The organism is Bradyrhizobium sp. UFLA05-89, from assembly GCF_059803475.1.
The window spans coordinates 1-18,435 of record NZ_JBANBA010000122.1 but is presented as its reverse complement, the minus strand read 5'-3'; the positions used below and the strand labels follow the sequence as shown (position 1 = coordinate 18,435).

Below are 18,435 nucleotides of genomic sequence, written 5' to 3'. Positions count from 1 at the left end.
CCCCCATAAATCCATTGCGTAGCGGCTGGCGGCGCATCACCTCCAGTTGCAAATTGGTCTTTTGGCCATCCGCCCGGTTCAACGCGGTGCGCGTCGCGTGTCGATTTTATTCACCACGTGAGCGCGCACGGACATTTGCGGTGTTTTGCTGGTGAAAGACTGGAATTGCCGCAGGTTGTCGATTGACGTCTTCACAACCGACACACTCCCGCGCATCACACGCCAATACCGTTAAGGCAATAGCCGTGATGGCAAATGTGTGAATTGCTTCACACGCAGCGCATGATGTCCGTTCGCATCTGTCGCTGTCGAAGACCGAATAAAGCTTGCCCCGTTCGCCCTAACCGCCGTGATACTCGGCGCCAATTCGTCTCGACCGCACCGGCTTCCGCTGGCCCGCCAATGCATGATCCGCCAATGCACGATCAATGGCGCCGTTCGTAAGCCGGATGGTGGCGGTGCTTTTGGGTCAATCTCGAGCATAGGTCTCGACCCATGCTGGACTCACCGGTTTGTGTCTCCCGTTGCGCCTAACAGCCATCCCAAAACGCGGCTTGTGCGCCGCAACATTCCCGCTACACAGGCGTCTGCGAATGCAGAGGTAGCTACGTGTCCGACGTCAATGCCGACAGTTGGGTGTCCTCGGGACACCGCCCGATGGGATTTCCGGAATTCGTCATCGTGATCGCCGCCATCATGGCGCTGAATCCGCTTGCGATGGACATGATGCTGCCGGCGCTGCCGAACATCGGGGCGGCATTTCACATTCCCGTCGCCAATCATCTCCAGCTCGTGCTGTCGACGTTCCTGATCGGGTTCGGCGCGGGGCAGTTCGTCATGGGGCCGCTGTCGGACCGGTTCGGTCGGCGGCCGGTACTGCTCGGCGGCATGACGGTCTACGCGATCGCGAGCGTGCTCGCGGTCGCGGCGCCCTCGTTCGAGACCCTGCTGCTGGCCCGCGCGCTGCAAGGGCTCGGCACGTCGGCGACGCGGGTGATTGCGACCTCGATCGTGCGCGACTGTTATGTCGGCCGGCGCATGGCGAGCGTGATGTCGCTCGCGATGATGGTGTTCATCGCCGTACCCGTGATCGCGCCGTCCTTTGGACAAGCAGTGCTGCTGGTGACGCATTGGCGCGGCATCTTCATCGTGCTGATGGCCTACGGCCTGCTCGCGCTCGGCTGGACCGTGCTGCGACTGCCGGAGACCCTGCCCGAGAGCGAGCGCAAGTCCCTGGCGCCGCGTGAGGTGCTCGAGGCCTTCCGTCAGACCCTGACCAACCGGCAAACGCTTGGCTACGCGGTCGCCGCGGGCTTCGTCATCGGCTCGTTGTTCGCCTTCGTGTTCTGCGCGCAGCAGGTGTTCACCGGAATCTACCATCTCGGCCATTATTTTCCGCTCGCCTTCGCGGCGATCGCGGCCGGCACCGCCATCGCGGGCTTTGCCAATGCGCGGCTGGTGGGCCGTCTCGGCATGCGCGTGATCTCGCACGGAGCGCTCGTCGGCTACGCGCTCGTCGCCGGCCTCATGCTGCTCACCGCGAGCCTGCACATGCTGCCGCTGTGGCTGTTCATGGTGCTCTCGGCCCTGATGATGTTCTCGTTCGGCATGATGATCGCCAACTTCACCGCGCTCGCCATGGAGCCGCAGGGTCACATTGCCGGCACCGCGTCCTCACTCTACGGCTCGATCACGACGCTGTTCGGCATCGTCGTCGGCATGACGATCGGCCAGAGCTTTGACGGAACGTTGCTGCCGTTCTCGGCCGGCTTCTTCCTGTGCACGCTGGCTGCGCTCGCCGTCGTCGCCGTGGTGGAGAAGGGCCGGCTGTTCCAGCCGCATCATCGCGCGGGCGCTTAGCTCGCGCAGGAACTTCGCTCACTCCTCCATGTTGTCCTGCAGCAATGGAGTTACGAATGGAACCCGAGCGTAAGGACCAACAAACGCAGGACGCCGAGGAGCTCAAGCAGGAGCACTCGGAACGGCAAGAGACCACCCTGCCCTTCGCAAGCGAAGGGCTCGAGCAATTGCGCGACAGCCATTGTTGATGGAGCGCCCTTCGGGTCCGGATCGTGCTTACCGTGGCGCGCGCTTGCTCGCACTGAAATCATCCGCGTTGCTCACGGGCGGCTTGTGATCGTCATCATGCGGCGGCACGAGCAGCACGACGAGCTTGCGCGTCACGCCGGCCCGGCCGAGCAACTCCGCCTGAAGGCTGAATTCGCGTCTGACGAAATCCCCGGCCCGCGCCGAGGTTTGCTCCATCCAGCCGAGGCAATCGGGCTGGTCGTGGAAGCACAGCGCCGCCCAGCCGCGCTCCAGCGTGGTCCTGCGCGGCAAGCCCCAGGTGTATTGATAGGCGAACGGCCGCGCATAATGCGGATGATCGGGGCTGTAGAATGCGGTGGCAAAGGCCAGCGCATCGTCGCCGCTGACGGCGGAGAGTGGCACGCCAGTGAGATCGCGCCACTGCCGCGTGAGCTCGGCCGCCGCCTCGTGATAAAACTCCCTGCCCTCTTCGTAGCCGTGCGCGTTGCGGTAGACGGCATGAATGGGAGCTGCGACCACGAGTGCGACGACGCTGACGCCTGCAACCAGCACCGCGGCATTGACGGCATAGAAGCGCTCGATTGGATAGCGCGTGCCGCACACGATCGGCACGACGAACAAGAACAGGCCCTGCAATGCCCACAGCGACGGCAGGTCCGTGCCCATGGCGAGCGAGGTCAACATCGGCAAGAGCAACGTGCCGAGCGCGACGTAGCACAGCAGCTTCAATCCGGGATCCATCGCGACGAAGTCGGCCGGCAGGCGTTTCAGCCGGTTGCCTGCAATCATCACCCAGGTGACGGCCGCCGCACCCATCGCCGCGACGAGCCCGAGCGCAAACGACTTCACCTCGCCCAATGCCGTGAGGAGGCCGGCATTGGCATGCGCCAAGGCGTAGGAGAAGGTCGGGGCACCCGTGGTCGCGAGCCAGTGGAGATGCGGCGACAAGGCCAGGAGCCCGGTGACGGTGGAGATCCAGGGCGAGGCCGAGGTAAAATAGGCCCGACGCGCCGGATGCATCGCTGCCGCAAGCACAAAGCTCGCGACCAGGAACACCGAATAGTATTTCCCCACCATCGCCAGCGTCGTCGCAAGACCCACGGCAATGGCCCAGCCTGGCGCGCGCGTCTCGAAAGCGCGCAGGAAGCAGAAGGTCGCGAGCGGCCAGGTCGCCAGCAACACGCTGTTGGCATTGAAGCGCTGGGCGTGGAATTGATAGGCCGGCGTGAGCATCAACAGCAGCAGGACCAGCAGGCGTTTGTGCCCGCTCACGAAGCGACGCGAGATCAGGTCGACGAACCATAGCGCCAGCGCGGCGTTGGCGATCGCCATCAGCTGCATCGACCAGTCGCTCAACGGGAAGATCGCGGTCCAGGCGGCCGCCACCCACCCCATCAGCGGCGGATGCTTGGGATAACCCCAGGCAAAATGCCGCCCCAGCGTCCAGGCCTCAAGCGTGTCCGGATGCAGGCCGGCGCCGAGATAGGCGATCACGAGATAGAGCGTCCAGACTGCGGTGAAGGCCGTGAGCAGCAGCGGCACGGCCCAGCCAGCCTCCACGCCTTCGAGCCAGCGCAGGAATGGACGGCGCCAGCGCGCAGGCGCGCGGTCCGAGCGTTCGGCCATCGACTGGAATGCAAAATCTATCGGCACGTCATTCAAATCGACGGAGGGAAAGAGGCGGGAAGAGCGGCGCCATCTATTTCAGCCCTCGAAACGAATGGCAACAATCGGAATTTGGAAGAGCCTTAATTGGTGAACGGCACGCGACACTTGGTGCAGGAGTTGCCGGATTCCGGCAAGCCGCGATACGAAAATGGCCGGGGCGACTGCCCCGGCCATCGTCAACTTCGTCCGCTTGGAGAGCGGCGTGCCGCCTACTCGGACTTGTCCACGTTCCACCACACCGGCGTCGCCGGGCCGTCGAGCACGCCGGTGAGCGACTTGCGCCAGCCGCTCGGCAGCAAATACTGGCCGAGCGGGATGTAGATCACCTGCTCGTAGGCTTCCTTCTGGATCTCGGCGGCGATCTTCTTCTGCTCGTCGAGCGAGCTCGCATGCACGAAGGCATCCTTGAGCTGTTCGATCTTGGCGTCTTCCGCCCAGCCGAACCAGCCGCCCTTCTTGCCCTGGCCGCCGATCGAGAGATTGGCGATCGGGTTGGAGACGTCCGCGGCGACCCAGTTGGTGAAGAACATGTTCCAGCCGCCCTCCTTCGGCGGCTTCTGGCTGGCGCGACGGCTCACCACGGTCTGCCAGTCGGTCGCCTGAAAGTCGACCTTGAAACCGGCTTCACGCAGCAACTGCGCGGCCACGATCGGCTGCGCCTTCAGCGTGGTGACGTCGCCGGGCCCCATGATCACGACCGGCGTGCCGTCATAGCCGGACTCGGCGAGCAGCTTCTTGGCTTCCGCCATGCCATTGCCCTTGATCAGGCTCTCGGCGCCGACGTCGGTCGCGAGCGGCGTGTCGCACACGAAGAAGGCACCGCAGACCTTCTGATATTTGGGGTTGCCGACGAGCGCGTCGAGCACATCCTTCTGGTTCATCGCCAGCAAGGCAGCGCGACGCAGTTTCACGTTGTCGAACGGCGGATAAAGGAAGTTCATCCGTCCGAGCGTCTGGAAACCGAACTTGTTCGAGACCTCGATCGTGAGCTCCTTGTTCGCCTCCAGCAACGGCAGCATGTCGTACGGCAGATTCTCCATGAAATCGATGTCGCCCGATTGCAGCGCGTTCACCGCGGTCTGCGAGTCCGGCATCGTGACCCACTCGACACGATCGACCTTCACCACCTTGCCGCCGGCGGTCCAGCTCGACGGCTCCTTGCGCGGCACATAGTCCTTGTTCTTCTCGTAGACCGCCTTCACGCCTGGCTGGAATTCGGCCTGCACGAACTTGAAGGGGCCGGAGCCGATCTGCTCGGGGATCTGCTTGTCCGGCGGCGTCTCGGCGAGGCGCTTTGGCATCATGAAGGCGACGCGCGAGGACGGCTTGCCGATGGAGTCGAGCACGAGGCCGTAGGGCTCCTTCAGCTTCAACGTGATGGTCTTGGCGTCAGTCGCCTCCAGGCTGGCGGTGAAGTCCATCAACTTCTGGCCCATGCCGTCGACCTTGGCCCAGCGCTGCAGCGAGGCGACACAGTCTTCAGCCGTCACCGGCGTGCCGTCATGCCACTCCAACCCGTCGCGCAGCGTGAAGGTGTAGGTGAGCTTGTCGTCGGAGATTTTCCAGTCCGCCATCTGCGGCTGGATCTTGAAATTCGAATCGGTCGCGATCAACGTGTCGTAAACCATGTAGCCATGGTCGCGCGTGATGTAGGCCGTGGTGAAGATCGGATCGATGATCCTGAGGTCCGAGTGCATCACCGCCGTGATGGTCTTGCCTGCGGCAAGGACCGGCGAGCCCAGTGCGGTGAGCGCGACGGCCGACAGCACGAGCTTGGAGACGATCGCGCTGCGTCCCCGGCGCAAGAAGTGGAACATCGACGTTTCTCCTGACGTGAAACTGGTCAAAGGCAGGTTATTGGTTGAGCATTCGGATCGTTCGTTAGGCGCCCACATCATGCAATGCCTTTACCTTTTCGAGAGTTGCAGAGCGCATCGAAAGCGTCAATCCGCTTTCGCTGCATGCCCATGCAGGCGCGCGCACGGGCTCCATGTTTGCATGTTTCGCTCTACAACCAATCCCGCCGATCGTTTCCCGACTGCTATGCAACGCGTGTTCCGCGCGTGCGAAGCCTGAAGAGGCCGCCCATGAATCCAACCAATCTCCCGTTTGATTCTGAAGTCATGCTGCAAGGTCTGCACGCATGGGTCGAATGCGAAAGTCCGACCTGGAACGCGGTTGCCGTGAACCGCATGCTCGACCTCGCCGCGCGCGACATGGCGATCATGGGTGCGACGATCGAGCACATCGCCGGCCGACAAGGCTTTGGCGGCGTCGTGCGCGCACGCTTTCCGCATCCGAAGCAAGGCGAGCCGGGCATCCTGATCGCCGGTCACATGGACACCGTGCACCCCGTCGGCACCATCGAGAAGCTGAGATGGCGGCGAGAAGGCAACAAGTGCTACGGCCCAGGCATCTTCGACATGAAGGGAGGTAACTACCTCTCGCTCGAGGCCATCAGGCAATTGGCCCGCGCCTCCTTCGTAACGCCGCTGCCGATTACGGTGCTGTTCACGCCCGACGAGGAAGTCGGCACGCCATCGACACGCGACATCATCGAGGCCGAGGCTGCGCGCAACAAATACGTGCTGGTGCCCGAGCCGGGCCGGCCCGACAACGGCGTCGTCACCGGGCGCTACGCGATCGCGCGCTTCAATCTCGAGGCAACCGGGCGGCCGAGCCACGCCGGCGCGACGCTCTCCGCGGGACGTTCCGCGATACGGGAAATGGCCAGGCAGATTCTCGCGATCGACGCGATGACCACGGAGGATTGCACCTTCTCGGTCGGCATCGTGCATGGCGGGCAGTGGGTCAATTGCGTTGCCACTACCTGTATCGGCGAGGCGCTCTCCATGGCCAAGCGCCAGGCCGATCTCGACCGCGGCGTCGAGAAGATGCTGGCGCTGTCCGGCACAACCAATGATGTCGGCTTCAAGGTGACGCGCGGGGTCACACGTCCGGTCTGGGAACCCGATGCCGGCACGATGGCGCTGTACGAGAAAGCGCGCGGGATTGCCCGCGAGCTCGGCGCCAAGCTGCCGCATGCCAGCGCCGGCGGCGGTTCCGACGGCAACTTTACCGGCGCGATGGGTATCCCGACCCTCGACGGCCTGGGCGTGCGCGGCGCCGATGCCCACACGCTCGACGAGCACATCGAGGTCGACAGCCTCGCCGAACGCGGCCGATTGATGGCCGGGCTGTTGGCGACGCTGGAATAGGGCTTCGTAGGGTCGGCAAAGGCGCGCTCTTCGCGCGCCGTCCCCACCATCTCTCTCCAAGATTGCGATAGAACTCTCCAAGATTGCGATAGAAGTGGTGGGCACGCGGAGCCTATCATCGGGCGCGCGTTCGCGCGACCCGGTGGTTTTGCCCACCCGACGAAGAAGGCCTGGATGCCCGGGCATGACGGCTAGATTGACAATTAGAACCGCGCGCAAAGCACGTTGGCTGCACCGCAAAAACGACGGCCTCGATGGCATGGGAATTGCTGAAACGTCAGCTTGGTGGCAACCTGCCGTAGGACGCCTCGCCGGTTTGACTCTAAATCTGACGGATCCAACTTGCTCGGATATCTCGTTCGCAGAATCCTCGCCGCCGTCCCCGTGATGGGCGTGGTCGCGCTTTTCGTCTTCCTCCTGCTCCGGCTCACTCCGGGCGATCCGGCTGCGATCCTCGCCGGCGACAACGCGACGCCCGAACGGCTCGAGCGCATCCGCGCCTCGCTCGGCCTCAACGAGCCCCTCATCGTGCAGTTCATCACCTGGATCAACAAGCTCCTGCACGGCGATCTCGGGACGTCGCTGATCTCCAACCTGCCGGTGCTGAAGATGATCGGCCAGCGCGTCGAGCCGTCGATCTCGATCGCGCTCTCCACCATCATCCTTGCGGTCGTCGTCGCCGTTCCGCTCGGCGTGATCGCGGCGTGGAAGCATGGCACCTGGATCGACCGCTTCGTGATGGGCCTCTCCGTGCTCGGCTTCTCCGTGCCCGTGTTCGTGGTCGGCTATGTCCTGATCGAGATTTTCGCCATCGACCTGCGCTGGGTGCCGGTGCAGGGCTTCAAGAGCATCACGGCCGGCTTCGGCCCGTTCTTCGAGCGCATCATCCTTCCGACCTGCGCGCTGTCCTTCATCTATATCGCCCTGATCGCGCGCATGACGCGGGCGGCGATGCTCGACGTGCTCGGCGAAGACTATGTGCGCACCGCGCGCGCCAAGGGCATCAGCGAGGTCGCGGTCATGATGCGGCATGCGCTGCGCAATGCCGCCGTTCCCGTGATCACCGTGATCGGCACCGGCTTTGCCCTTCTGATCTCCGGCGTCGTCGTCACCGAAAGCGTGTTCAACATTCCCGGCATCGGCCGTCTTACTGTCGACGCGGTGCTGGCGCGCGACTATCCGGTGATCCAGGCGATGATCCTGCTGACGTCGCTGATCTATGTCGTCGTCAATCTTCTGATCGACGTCGCCTACACCCTCCTTGATCCGCGGATCAGGTATTGAGGCTCCAGCATGTCGGTTGATACTCTTCCCCAATCGTCCATCCCCATCACCTCGCCGCTACGGCCGCGGTTCGGATTCCTTACGTCGACGCCGATCATCGCGGCCGCGACGATCTGCCTCGCGCTGATCGCGCTGATCTCGATCCTTGCGCCGCTGATCGCGCCGCATGATCCGGTCCTGCTCGCGCCCTCGCAGCGCCTGAAGCCGGCCTCAGCGCAATTCCTGCTCGGCACCGACGCCTTCGGCCGCGATCTGTTGTCGCGCGTGATCTATGGCGGCCGCGTCTCGCTGCTGATCGGGATCGGCTCGGCGATCCTCTCGATCGCCATCGGGCTGGCGATCGGCCTCGTCGCCGGCTTCTTCAAGCTGGTCGATTCCATCATGATGCGCGTCATGGACGGCTTGATGGCGATGCCGAGCATCCTGCTCGCGATCGCCGTCGTTTCGCTGTCGGGCGCCAGCATCTGGACCGTGCTGGTCGCGATCACCATTCCCGAGATTCCGCGCGTGGCGCGCCTGGTGCGCTCCGTCGTCCTGTCCGCGCGCGAAGAGCCTTATGTGGAAGCGGCGATCTCGGTCGGCTCTTCCCTGCCGAAGATCATGTGGCGCCACCTAATGCCGAACACGATCGCGCCGCTGATCGTGCAAGGCACCTATGTCTGCGCATCCGCGATCCTCACAGAAGCCATCCTCTCCTTCCTCGGCGCCGGCATCTCGCCGGAGACGCCGACCTGGGGCAACATCATGGCCGAGGGACGTCAGTACTTCCAGATCAAGCCGTCGCTGATCTTCTGGCCGGGCCTCCTCCTCTCGCTCGCGATCCTCAGCATCAATCTGATCGGCGACGCCGCCCGCGACGCACTCGACCCCCGCATGAAGCAGCGGGAGGGCAAGTGATTGTCCCCACCGGCACCGCCCCTTTCCGTCATTGCCGGCGAAGCAATCCAGACTGTCCCCGCGGAAAGATTCTGGATTGCTTCGTCGCGGAGCCTGTCATCCGGCCCGCCGAAAGCGGGACCGGGTGGCTCCTTGCAATGACGACGGAGTAATTGGATGACCAACACCGTCCTCGACATCAACAACCTCACCGTCTCCATCGGCAAGACGCCGAGCGGGCCGAAGATCATCGACGGCATCTCCATCCAGGTGCGCGAGCGCGAGACGCTGTGCCTCGTCGGCGAGAGCGGCTCCGGCAAGTCGGTGACATCGCTCACCGTGATGGGCCTGTTGCAGAAGGGCTCGCTGACGCCCACCGGCGGCAGCGTCAAGCTCGTCGGCGAGGAACTCCTCACCGCGACCGACCGCCGCCTGCGGCAGTTGCGCGCCACGCAGATGGCCATGATCTTCCAGGAGCCGATGACCGCACTCAATCCGGTCGTTCCGGTCGGCCGCCAAATCGACGAGGTCCTGCGCGCCCACACCGAGCTCGACGCCAAGGCTCGGCGCAAGCGCATCCTCGAGATGATGGAACAGGTGCGGCTGCCGCAGGTCGAGCGCATCTTCGCCTCCTACCCGCACCGCCTCTCCGGCGGCCAGCGCCAGCGCATCATGATCGCGATGGCGCTCGTGCTGGAGCCGAAACTGCTCATCGCCGACGAGCCGACCACCGCGCTCGACGTCACAACGCAGAAACAGATCCTCACCCTGATCCGCGACCTGCAGCGCGATCACGGCACCGCCGTGCTGTTCATCACCCACGACATGGGCGTGGTGGCCGAGATAGCCGACCGCGTCGCGGTGATGCGGCAGGGCCGCCTGGTCGAAACCGGAACACTCGATTCCGTGCTGCGCAATCCCTCGATGGAATACACCCGCAACCTGCTCGCCTCGGTGCCGAGCCTCGTGCCGCGCGCAGCGCGACCTGAAACCAAGGAACCGGTCGTGCTGGAGGCCAACGACCTCGGCAAGGTCTATCGCGAGCGCACCTTCTTCGGCAAAGGCCGCGAGGTGGTCGCCGCCGACAAGGTCACCCTCACCTTGCGCAAAGGCCGCACGCTCGGCATCGTCGGCGAAAGCGGCTCGGGCAAGTCGACGGTGGCGCGTTGCATCGTCCGCCTGATCGATCCGACCTCGGGCGGCGTGCGCCTCGCGGGCCGCGAAATTTCCGACCTGTCGCGGCGGTTGCTCCAGCCGCATCGCCAGAAAATCCAGATCGTGTTCCAGGATCCCTACCGCTCGCTCAACCCGCGCGTCAGCGTGGGCGAGAGCATTGCGGAAGGCCCGATCAACTACGGCGTCTCGCGCGCCGATGCGCTGAAGCGCGCACGCGAGCTTCTGGAACTGGTCGGCCTGCCGGCCGATGCGGTCGCGCGCTATCCGCACCAGTTCTCGGGCGGCCAGCGCCAGCGCATCGCCATTGCGCGCGCGCTCGCGCTCGATCCCGACGTATTGGTCGCGGATGAAGCGGTCTCCGCGCTCGACGTCTCCGTGCAGGCGCAGGTGCTGGAACTTCTGGACGAGATCCAGAAGCGGCTCGGTATCGCGATCCTGTTCATCACCCACGACTTGCGTGTCGCAGCGCAGATCTGCGACGAAGTCGTCGTGATGCAGCACGGCCGTGTCGTCGAACAGGGACCGGCGGCCGAGGTGCTGACGCATCCGAAGGAAGCCTACACCAAGTCCCTGCTCGATGCGGCGCCGGGCCGCGGCTGGGACTTTGCCAATTTCCGGCCGGTGGAAAGCGCGGTGGCGAGCGCGTAGGTTTCTCCGCGCGCGTTGGCGGGAGTTTGGAGGCACTCTGCTCCCCTATCGTCGTCCCGGCGAAGGCCGGGACCCATACCGCGGAATCTATCGATCGCGCATGATGCGCGTCCCAAACTCCTGATCTTCGTCAAACTTCTCCCTGGGGTTATGGGTCCCGGCCTTCGCCGGGACGACACACCCAGGTTGTTGCGATGACTCCACTCACAACACCCACCGCATCCGCACCATTCCCAAAACGGCTTGACGCCATGCGCGGCACGATTGTCTGCCTTGCTTGCTCTTGCCGCAAAGGCGGTTAACGTCGCGCGTATCCGCATCAAGCCGAACGGCCCCGCTTTCGATCCTCCATCAGGCTAAGGAATCAAGGACAAGATGCCCACCATCGACCGCATCGACGGCTATGCCGACGAACTTACCGCCATCCGCCGCGACCTGCATGCCCATCCCGAGATCGGCTTCGAGGAGGTCCGCACCTCCGGCATCGTCGCCGACAAGCTGAAGAGCTGGGGCATCGAGGTGCATCGCGGGCTCGGCGGCACCGGCGTGGTCGGCGTCATCAAGGGCAAGGGTGCGAGCGGAAAGCGCATCGGGCTTCGCGCCGACATGGACGCGCTGCCGATGGAGGAGAACACCAACCTGAAATGGCGCTCCACCATTCCCGGCCGCTTCCACGGCTGCGGCCATGACGGCCACACCACCATGCTGCTCGGCACCGCGCGCTACCTCGCCGAGACGCGGAATTTCGACGGCACCGTGCACCTGATCTTCCAGCCGGCCGAGGAAGGTCTCGGCGGCGCCCGCGCCATGATCAAGGACGGATTGTTCGAAAAATTTCCCTGCGACGAGCTCTACGGCCTGCACAACGCACCCGACCTCAATCTCGGCGAGATCGCGATCCTGCCGGGACCCGCAATGGCCGGCGCCGATTTCTTCGACCTGCGCATCAATGGCTATGGCGCGCATGGCGCGATGCCGGAGCGTTCCAAGGACGCCGTGGTGATCGCAACCACGCTGGCGCAGGCCGTTCAGACCATCGTCAGCCGCAACGTCGAGCCGCTCCAGGCCGCCGTCGTGTCGATCACCCAGATTCATGCGGGCTCCGCCTACAACGTCATTCCCGGCGAAGCGCATCTCTGCGGCACCGTGCGCGCCTTCTCCGATGAAGTGCGCGCGCTGATCCGCGAGCGCATGCGCACGATCTGCGCCGGCGTCGCCAGCGCCTTCCAGGTCGAGATCGAGGCCGACATCCGCGACGCCTTTGGCGTGCTGGTCAACCAGGTCGAGCAGTCCAAGGTGGTCGAAGAGGTCGCGCGCACCGTCGTCGATCCCGCCAGGGTGATCACCCGCACCCAGCCGAAGATGGGCAGCGAGGATTTTGCCGACATGCTGCAGACCATTCCCGGCGCCTATTTCTGGGTCGGGCATGACGGCTCGGTGCCGGTGCACAATCCCGGCTACGTGCTCGACGACAAGATTTTGCCGATCGGCGCCAGCATGTTCGCCCGCATCATCGAGTCCCGCATGCCGGTCGGTGGCCATGCATAAGCCGCGCGCCGACGAGAAGGTCACCTCGCTGCACGATCTGTCCGCGGTCGATATGATCGTGGGCTACAAGTCCAGGCAGTTCTCGCCGAGCGAGGTGCTGGAGGACGTGATCGCGCATGTCGCAGCGTGGGAGCCGCATCTCAAGTCGCTCTATGCTTACGACCCCGACGGCGCACGCGAGGCTGCAAAGGCCTCGACCGCGCGCTGGTCCGGCGGCGAGCCGTCCGGTCCGCTCGACGGCGTGCCGGTGTCGGTGAAGGACAACATCGCGACCAAGGGCGTACCCGTGCCGCTGGGCGCCGCGAGCGTGAAGCTCGTGCCGGCGGCGAAAGACGCCCCGCCGGCCGCGCGCCTGCGCGAGGCCGGCGCGATCATCTTCGCCAAGACCACCATGCCCGATTACGGCATGCTGTCGTCGGGTCTTTCCAGCTTCCATGCGCTGGCGCGCAACCCCTGGGACCTCTCGAAAAATCCAGGCGGCTCGAGCGCGGGTGCTGGCGCCGCTGCTGCGGCCGGTTACGGCCCCCTGCATCTCGGCACCGACATCGGCGGCTCGGTGCGGCTGCCGGCGGGCTGGTGCGGTCTCGTCGGATTGAAGCCGAGCTTTGGCCGGGTGCCGATCGATCCACCCTATGTCGGCCGTGTCGCGGGTCCCATGACCCGCACGGTTGACGACTGCGCGCTGATGATGAGCGTGATCGCAAAGCCCGACCGTCGCGATGGCATGAGCCTGCCGGCCGACACCATCAACTGGAAGACGCTGGAGAAGTCACCGCGCAAGTTGCGCATCGGCCTGATGCTCGATCTCGGCGTTGGCCTGCCGCTGGAGAAGTCGGTGCGTGACGTCGCGGTGAAAGCCGCCAAAGCGTTCGAGTCCGCCGGCGCCGTCGTCACCGAGGTCGACGGGATTTTGACGCGCGAGATGCTCGATGGCCTCGACAAGTTCTGGCGCGCGCGGATGTGGGACGATCTTTCGAAGCTCGCACCTGCCGAGCAAGCCAAGGTGCTGCCCTACATCTTCAAATGGGGCGAGTCCGGCGCAAGACTCTCCGGCGTCGAGGTGATCCGCGGATTCAACCAGACCATGGCAATCCGCGCCGCCGCGGCAAAGCTATTCTGCGAGCTCGATTATGTGATCTCGCCGACGGCGCCGAACGTCAACTTCCCGGCGGAACTGGCCTCGCCCACCGACGATCCGATGAAGCCGTTCGAGCACATCTGCTATACCGTGCCATGGAATATGTCGGAGAACCCGGCGATATCGATCAACGGCGGCTTCGACGCCAAGGGCTTTCCGATCGGTGTGCAGATCATCGGCCGCCGCTTCGACGACCTCGGCGTGCTCGGCCTGGCCAAGGCGTTCGAAGGTTTGCGCGGGGCTCAGAGGCCTTGGCCGTCGCCGCCGGCGCATTAGCGACAAACCGCAAGTCGCCATGTGCGGGCTCGACCCGCGCATCCATCCTCTTCAAAAAAGATGGATTGCCGGGCCAAGCCCGGCAATGACAGAATTGCTTCAAGAACATCAAGAGAGGAAACCACCATGGCGTATGAGACGATCAAATACGAGGTCGCCGACGAGATCCTCACCATCACGCTGAACCGGCCGGAGAAGCTCAACGCCTTCAATGCCAAGATGCAGGCGGAGCTGATCGAAGCGTTCGACGCTGCCGACAAGGACGACGGTATCCGCGCCATCATCGTCACCGGCGAAGGCCGTGCCTTCTGCGCCGGTGCCGATCTCTCCTCGGGCGCCGACACCTTTGACCGCGACGCGCGGCGCGGACCGGTGAAGCGGCTTGCGAGCGGCCAGGTCGACTACAGCGATCCGCAGGTGCGCGATGGCGGCGGCCAGGTGACGCTGCGCATCTTCAAGAGCCTCAAACCCGTGATCGCCGCCGTGAACGGCCCTGCGGTCGGCATCGGCGTCACCATGCAGCTTGCGATGGACATACGCATTGCCTCGGAGGCGGCGCGCTTCGGCTTCGTGTTCTCCCAGCGCGGCATCGTGCCTGAGGCGGCGTCGAGCTGGTTCCTGCCGCGCCTCGTCGGCATCTCGCAGGCGCTGGAATGGTGCTATACCGGCCGCGTCTTCCCGGCGCAGGAGGCGCTCGCCGGGCGGCTGGTGAGCAAGGTGGTGCCACCGGATGATCTCCTGCCGACCGCGCGCTCACTGGCAAAGGAGATCGCGGCCAAGACCGCGCCGGTGTCAATCGCGCTGATCCGTCAGATGATGTGGCGCATGATGGGCGCCGACGATCCCATGGAAGCGCACAAGGTCGACAGCCGAGGCATCTATGCCCGCGGCCGCTCCGACGACGTCAAGGAAGGCGTGATGTCGTTCCTGGAGAAGCGCCCCGCGCGGTTCAAGAACAAGGTGTCGAGCGACATGCCGGATTATTTTCCGTGGTGGACGGAGCGTGAGTACAAGTGAGCCCGGGCCCGACGAAGCCGCAAGACGGCGTCGTCCTCCTGCACGGGATCAGCCGGACAGCGCGCTCGTTTCACAAGATGGCGATCGCGATCGAGCGCGCCGGCTATGCAACGCTCAACCTCGACTACGCCAGCCGTCGCAAGGCGCTTCAAGAGCTCGCGGACGACATTCATCCGGCAATCGAATCCTTTGCCGGCTCAGTGAGCGGCGCCGTGCATTTCGTCTGCCACTCCATGGGCGGCCTTCTGGCGCGCGTCTATCTCGCGCGGCACCGGACGAGAAATCTCGGACGCGTCGTGATGCTGGGGACCCCCAATGGCGGCAGCGAGGTCGCCGATCGCCTGATGAGCTCTTTCCCATACCGCGCCTTCTTCGGTCCGGCCGGGCAGCAGCTGGGTACGCATCGCGACGCCGCGACGACAGCGCTCCTGCCGCCAATCAACTATCCCCTCGGCGTTATCGCCGGCGATCGCTCGATCTATCCGGTGGCTGGCGCCGTGCTGCCGCGCCCACATGACGGACGCGTCTCGGTCGCGAACACCGAGGTCGACGGCATGGCCGACCACATGGTGGTGCACGCTTCGCATCCGTGGCTGATGCGAAATGAGGAGGCGATCGCTGCGACCATCGCCTTCCTGCAGAACGGATGCTTCCCGATGCGTCCGTGATCGTAGTTCGAGATCGTAGTTCGAGATCGGAGGGTGGGCAAAGTGAAGCGTGCCCACCTCTTCTGTCGCAATTGTCGAGAGAGATGGTGGGCACGGCGCAAGAGCGCCTTTGCCCACCCTACGCAGCATCAATCCATCACCAGCGCCACGCGGCCGATCGCCTTGCGGTCGATCAGCAATCGCATCGCCTTCGCATAATCCTCCAGCGGCAGACGGTGCGAGACCTTGGGGCGCAGCTTACCTTCCTCCGCCCATGCGAGCAGCGCCTTCAGACGCACCTCGCCCAGCGCCGGATTTTTGCGTACCGCTTCGCCGGCGCGCACGCCCAGCACGCTCGCGCCCTTGATCAGCAGCAGATTTGTTTTCGCCGAGCCGATGCCGCCCGTGAAGCCGATCACCAGAAGCCGCGCGCCCCAGGCAATGCAACGCATCGAGTTCTCGAACACCTCGCCGCCGACCGGATCGAACACGACGTCGGCGCCGCGGCCGTCGGTGATGCGCTTGACGGCATCGCGAAACGGCTCGCGCGCGTAGAGCACGAGATGATCGGCACCCCTCTCCTTCGCAATTGCCAGCTTCTCGTCCGATGACGCGCACGCAATCACCGTCGCGCCCAACATCTTGCCCAGCTCGACGGCAGCGAGCCCCACACCGCCGCCGGCGCCGTGCACGAGCAAGACGTCGCCCGGCTCGACCTTGCCGCGGTCGATCAGCGCGTGATAGGCGGTGCCGTGGCCGGCGAGGAAGGTCGCTGCTTCCGCATAGTCGAAGGTCGACGGCATCGGCGTAAGCTGTGAGCTGGCGACCACGGCTTCGTCGGCATAGGCGCCGTAGCGCATCTTGACGATGACCTTGTCGCCGACGGCAACGCCGCGCGCTGCAGCGCCGACCTCGGTCACATCGCCCGCGGCCTCCACGCCCGGCGTGAACGGCAGCTCGGGCTTGAGCTGATATTCGCCGGCCGCCATCAGAATATCCGGAAAGTTGAGCCCAGCGGCGCGGATCGCAACCCGCACCTCACTTTCCCCAAGCGGCCGCGACGGGAAAGTCTCGAGCCGCAAGCTTTCGGGCGGACCCAGCTCGCGGCAGACGACAGCCCGCACCATCAGGCCGCACTCGCCTTGCGGCGAAGCAGCCCCTCGCGGATCAAAGGCAGCCGGTCATTGCCGAAATACATATCGGTCTTGTCGAGAAAGATGGTCGGCGAGCCGAAGCCACCGCGCGCGACGACCTCTTCCGTATTGGCCTTGAGCTGGTCCTTGACCGCCTGCTCGGAAATGCCGGCGAAGAATTTCTGCGCATCGACGCCGAGCCTGTTGCAGATGTCTGCGAGCACGGCATCCTGCGAGATGTCCTTGTCCGCGCTCCAATAGGTCTCGAACACCGCGGTCGCGAACGGCACCATGTCCGCGGCGAGCCAGATGCAGCCGCGCATTGCCTTCACGCTGTTCACCGGAAACACCGTCGGCGGCATCTTGATCGCGAGCCCCGCGAAGCGCGCCCAGTCGTTGAGGTCCTTCAGCATGTAGCGCGCCTTCAGCGGCACCGGCTTTTCCCGCTGCGCATAGACGCTGGGGTTAACGCTGTTGAAGATGCCGCCGACCAGGATCGGCCGCCAGGCGATCTCGACGCCGAGCTCCCTTGCCAGCGGCTGGATGTTGTGGAAGGCGAGATAGGTCCAAGGGCTGGAGCAGTCGAAGAAGAACTCGATCATGGGGTTTCCTTTGTCTGCATTTTGTTCCCTGTCGAGGCCGCCGGAATATGAGCCGACTTTTGTTGTTCTGTACCTCGACGTTAAGACATGGCAGGAAGGTGCGCAATGACATCAGATCCGGAGGGCGCCATGCTGTTTCCGACCACCATCGCCGGCTCCTTGCCGAAACCGGAATGGCTCGCCGAGCCGAACGTGCTCTGGGCGCCCTGGAAGTCAGAGGGTGACGAGCTCCTGCGCGCCAAGCGCGACGCGACGCTGATCTGGCTGAAGCTGCAGGAAGACGCCGGCATCGACATCGTCACCGAGGGCGAGCAGGCGCGGCAGCACTTCGTGCACGGCTTTCTCGAGAAGATCGAGGGCATCGACTTCGCGCACAAGGTCGAGATGGGAATCCGAAAGGATCGCTACAAGGCGATGGTGCCGCAGGTGGTCGCACCGTTGCAGCTCAAGGATCGCATCCACGCCTTTGAGGCACGTGTCGCGCGAACGCACACGAAAAAGAAGCTGAAATTTACGCTGCCCGGCCCGATGACCATCATCGACACCATTGCCGATCGCTACTACGGCGATCGGGTGAAGATGGCTTTTGCTTTCGCCGATCTCCTGAACGCGGAAGCCAAGGCGTTGCAGGCCGACGGCGTCGATCTCATCCAGTTCGACGAGCCCGCCTTCAACGTCTACATGGACGAGGTCAACGACTGGGGCATCAGGGCGCTGGAGCGCGCCGCCGAGGGCCTCACTTGCACCACCGCCGTGCACATCTGCTACGGCTACGGCATCAAGGCCAATACCGACTGGAAGGAAACGCTAGGCAGCCAATGGCGGCAGTATGAGCAGATCTTCCCGGCGATCGATGCGAGCTCGATCCAGCAGGTCGCGATCGAATGCCGCAATTCCAAGGTGCCGCTCGATCTGCTCGCGCTGCTCAAGCACAAAGTCGTGCAGGCCGGCGTGATCGATGTCGCCAGCGACACGGTCGAGACGGCCGACGACGTCGTGCAGGTGATCGACGCGGTGTCGAAATTCGTGCCCAAGAGCAACATAATCGCCACCACCAATTGCGGCATGGCGCCGATGCGGCGGGAGATCGCGGAAGCCAAGCTGATGGCGCTCGGTGCCGGCGCTGCTCTCGCGCGCGAGAGGCTGGGATGATGC

15 protein-coding genes are annotated in these 18,435 nt (G+C 64.5%); 11 read left to right on the top strand and 4 right to left on the bottom strand.

Going from position 1 to position 18,435, the window contains the following annotated elements:
* The first annotated feature begins 609 nt into the window (after positions 1 to 609).
* Entirely contained in the window at positions 610 to 1,860 is a 1,251-nt protein-coding gene (locus SO139_RS38830; RefSeq protein ID WP_498541686.1) for a multidrug effflux MFS transporter, read from the top strand.
* 56 nt (positions 1,861 to 1,916) lie between these two features.
* Positions 1,917 to 2,048 (top strand): hypothetical protein, encoded by a 132-nt coding sequence (locus SO139_RS38825; RefSeq protein ID WP_449383072.1) that lies wholly within the window; start codon positions 1,917 to 1,919, stop codon positions 2,046 to 2,048.
* 28 nt (positions 2,049 to 2,076) lie between these two features.
* Here the strand turns inward: SO139_RS38825 and SO139_RS38820 are convergent, their stop codons facing one another.
* The gene (locus SO139_RS38820) at positions 2,077 to 3,675 is read right to left on the bottom strand and encodes a glycosyltransferase family 39 protein (RefSeq protein WP_498541685.1); all 1,599 of its coding nucleotides are present in this window, start codon (positions 3,673 to 3,675) and stop codon (positions 2,077 to 2,079) included.
* A gap of 251 nt (positions 3,676 to 3,926) precedes the next feature.
* Positions 3,927 to 5,534, bottom strand: coding sequence for an ABC transporter substrate-binding protein (locus SO139_RS38815; protein ID WP_449383074.1), 1,608 nt, complete (start codon positions 5,532 to 5,534; stop codon positions 3,927 to 3,929).
* Between the two features lie 270 nt (positions 5,535 to 5,804).
* Between SO139_RS38815 and SO139_RS38810 the strand changes: the two genes are divergently transcribed.
* The 8 genes from SO139_RS38810 (at position 5,805) to SO139_RS38775 (ending at position 15,566) form a co-directional block, all read left to right on the top strand.
* Entirely contained in the window at positions 5,805 to 6,935 is a 1,131-nt protein-coding gene (locus SO139_RS38810) for a M20/M25/M40 family metallo-hydrolase (RefSeq protein WP_449383075.1), read from the top strand.
* 342 nt (positions 6,936 to 7,277) lie between these two features.
* Positions 7,278 to 8,219: an ABC transporter permease gene (locus SO139_RS38805; RefSeq protein ID WP_027526424.1), complete on the top strand. Its 942-nt coding sequence runs from the start codon at positions 7,278 to 7,280 to the stop codon at positions 8,217 to 8,219.
* Between the two features lie 9 nt (positions 8,220 to 8,228).
* A complete protein-coding gene (locus SO139_RS38800; RefSeq protein WP_449383076.1) occupies positions 8,229 to 9,116 on the top strand; it encodes an ABC transporter permease in 888 nt (295 codons plus the stop codon).
* Between the two features lie 156 nt (positions 9,117 to 9,272).
* Positions 9,273 to 10,919: an ABC transporter ATP-binding protein gene (locus SO139_RS38795; RefSeq protein WP_498541684.1), complete on the top strand. Its 1,647-nt coding sequence runs from the start codon at positions 9,273 to 9,275 to the stop codon at positions 10,917 to 10,919.
* 375 nt (positions 10,920 to 11,294) lie between these two features.
* Complete coding sequence (locus tag SO139_RS38790) at positions 11,295 to 12,467, top strand: M20 aminoacylase family protein (RefSeq protein WP_449383078.1); 1,173 nt, start codon at positions 11,295 to 11,297, stop codon at positions 12,465 to 12,467.
* Positions 12,460 to 13,881: an amidase gene (locus SO139_RS38785; protein WP_449383079.1), complete on the top strand. Its 1,422-nt coding sequence runs from the start codon at positions 12,460 to 12,462 to the stop codon at positions 13,879 to 13,881. The genes SO139_RS38790 and SO139_RS38785 overlap by 8 nt, the downstream gene beginning before the upstream one ends.
* A 126-nt stretch (positions 13,882 to 14,007) precedes the next feature.
* Positions 14,008 to 14,898: a crotonase/enoyl-CoA hydratase family protein gene (locus SO139_RS38780; RefSeq protein WP_449383080.1), complete on the top strand. Its 891-nt coding sequence runs from the start codon at positions 14,008 to 14,010 to the stop codon at positions 14,896 to 14,898.
* Positions 14,895 to 15,566 (top strand): alpha/beta fold hydrolase, encoded by a 672-nt coding sequence (locus SO139_RS38775; RefSeq protein WP_449383081.1) that lies wholly within the window; start codon positions 14,895 to 14,897, stop codon positions 15,564 to 15,566. The genes SO139_RS38780 and SO139_RS38775 overlap by 4 nt, the downstream gene beginning before the upstream one ends.
* 128 nt (positions 15,567 to 15,694) lie before the next feature.
* Here SO139_RS38775 and SO139_RS38770 read toward each other — a convergent pair whose 3' ends face one another.
* Together SO139_RS38770 and SO139_RS38765 are read right to left on the bottom strand one after the other, a co-directional pair.
* Positions 15,695 to 16,672 (bottom strand): NADPH:quinone oxidoreductase family protein, encoded by a 978-nt coding sequence (locus SO139_RS38770; protein ID WP_449383082.1) that lies wholly within the window; start codon positions 16,670 to 16,672, stop codon positions 15,695 to 15,697.
* Positions 16,672 to 17,280: a 2-hydroxychromene-2-carboxylate isomerase gene (locus SO139_RS38765; protein WP_498541683.1), complete on the bottom strand. Its 609-nt coding sequence runs from the start codon at positions 17,278 to 17,280 to the stop codon at positions 16,672 to 16,674. The genes SO139_RS38770 and SO139_RS38765 overlap by 1 nt, the downstream gene beginning before the upstream one ends.
* Before the next feature lie 129 nt (positions 17,281 to 17,409).
* Here SO139_RS38765 and SO139_RS38760 point away from each other — a divergent pair, with 129 nt between their 5' ends.
* Positions 17,410 to 18,432 (top strand): methionine synthase, encoded by a 1,023-nt coding sequence (locus SO139_RS38760; protein ID WP_449383101.1) that lies wholly within the window; start codon positions 17,410 to 17,412, stop codon positions 18,430 to 18,432.
* Positions 18,433 to 18,435 lie beyond the last annotated feature (3 nt).